The 1,686-nt window shown below is 72.0% G+C and carries 2 protein-coding genes; both read right to left on the bottom strand.

The features are described 5' to 3' along the window. Positions 1–51: 51 nt before the first annotated feature. The gene (locus tag AOK09_RS12505) at positions 52–897 is read right to left on the bottom strand and encodes an ABC transporter permease (protein ID WP_245687259.1); all 846 of its coding nucleotides are present in this window, start codon (positions 895–897) and stop codon (positions 52–54) included. Continuing rightward, positions 894–1,499, bottom strand: coding sequence for an ATP-binding cassette domain-containing protein (locus tag AOK09_RS12500; RefSeq protein ID WP_055587238.1), 606 nt, complete (start codon positions 1,497–1,499; stop codon positions 894–896). The genes AOK09_RS12505 and AOK09_RS12500 overlap by 4 nt, the downstream gene beginning before the upstream one ends. Positions 1,500–1,686: the final 187 nt, after the last annotated feature.

Here is a 1,686-nt window from a genome sequence, read left to right as displayed (position 1 = left end):
CGCGGCCCGGCCGGGCTGGAAGCTCACCGACGAGGCGTCGCCAGGACGGGGTCAGCCCCCGGGCGGCACGTTCTCCGTGATCGCTTCCCGACAGCCCCGGTCCCGGTGCCCGGACGTCCACCACAGGTGCCCCGAACGGTGCAGGGCGTTGCGGGTGCGCCGGTGGAAGGCGAGCAGCCCGACGAGCGCGGCCGCGGTGAACCAGATCAGCTGGATGGCGAGATAGCCGGGCAGCGGTGTGGTGGAGAACCCCGCGGCGGTGGCCGTCTGCATGGCGCCGTAGGAGGGCAGATAGCTGATCAGCGGGCTGTTCGCGGCGGAGCTGGCGATGGGGTTCTGCAGGGCGAGGTCGATGGTGCTGGTCATCACGATGGCGAACATGCCCTCGACCTCGCGGCGCAGCAGCGAGCCGAAGGCCACCCCGAGCGCCCCGTAGGTCATGGCGGCGCAGAAGAGCGCGGCGGCCAGCAGAACGGACCGGCGCGGTGCGAAGGAGAGGCGGATGAGGGCGGTGGCGTAGACGGCGACGGCGGCGGAGGCGAGGACCAGTGAGGCGATCTTGGCGAGGACGAGGTGGAACCGGGGATAGCCCGCCAGGGCCAGCCGGCGGTCGAAGCCGCCGCCGCTGAAGGTGGCCGCGAACATCATGAACCCGACGATCAGGGTGACGGCGTTGAGAGCGCCGGTGATCTCGGTGAGCTCGTTGCCGCGCGGCGCCAGGATCTGCCCGGTGGCACGCAGCCTGATGTGGGCCGGCGTGTCGGGGATCGACAGATAGGCGAGCGAGATCCACACGGGGATGAAGAGGGCGACCAGCAGCATCGCGAAGCGGTTGCGGACGTGCTCGGTGAGCGCGTAGCGGGTCGCGGTCGTGAACAGCAGCAGACGGCGGCTCATGCCGCCGCCCGCGCCCCGGGGTGCAGCACGCCGTCCTTGAGGCGCCACAGCCGGTCCAGGCGGTCGGTGTCGTAGGCGAGGTGGGCGACCACCAGCACGGAGCGGCCGGCGTCGCGCACCTGGTCGGCGAGGTCCCAGAACCGCAGATAGGTGTCCCAGTCGAAGCCCTGGTAGGGCTCGTCCAGCAGCAGCACCTGCGGGTCGTGCATCAGGGCCAGGGTGAGGTTGAGCTTCTGGCGGGTCCCTCCGCTGAGCGAACCGGCCCGCTCGTCGGCGTACTCGGTGAAGCGCAGCGCCTCCATGACCTCCTCGGCCCGGCGCAGGTCCGCGAGGGCGAAGGCGATCCGGAAGAACTCCAGATGCTGACGTACCGTCAGGGCGTCGTTGAGGACGACCTGCTGGGGACAGTAGCCGAACCTGCCGTGGTGGCGGACCGTGCCGCGGTCGGGGCGCAGTTCACCCGACAGGATCCTCAGCAGCGTCGTCTTCCCGGCACCGTTCTCCCCCACGATGCCGGCCAGTACGCCGGGCGGCAGTTCCAGGTCGACGCCGCGCAGTACCCTGCGCCGGCGAAAGGCATGGTGCACACCCGACACCTCCATGGCGCCCTCCCTCTCCCTGTCGGCGGCCGCACGGGTCATGTTGCAGGCGGCCCCCACCGCCGGACGACAGCGCCGTGGGGCGGGAGCGGGGGTTCACCCGCACAGCCCACCCCACGGGCGTGCCGCCGACGCGGCCCGGAGAAGGTCCCGGGGCGCCGGGGGAACGTCTGCCGCGCCGTGGGGGCGG

This window comes from Peterkaempfera griseoplana (genome assembly GCF_001418575.1).
GTDB lineage: Bacteria > Actinomycetota > Actinomycetes > Streptomycetales > Streptomycetaceae > Peterkaempfera > Peterkaempfera griseoplana.
The sequence above is the reverse complement of the archived record's forward strand: the minus strand, read 5'-3'. Positions and strand labels throughout refer to the sequence as shown.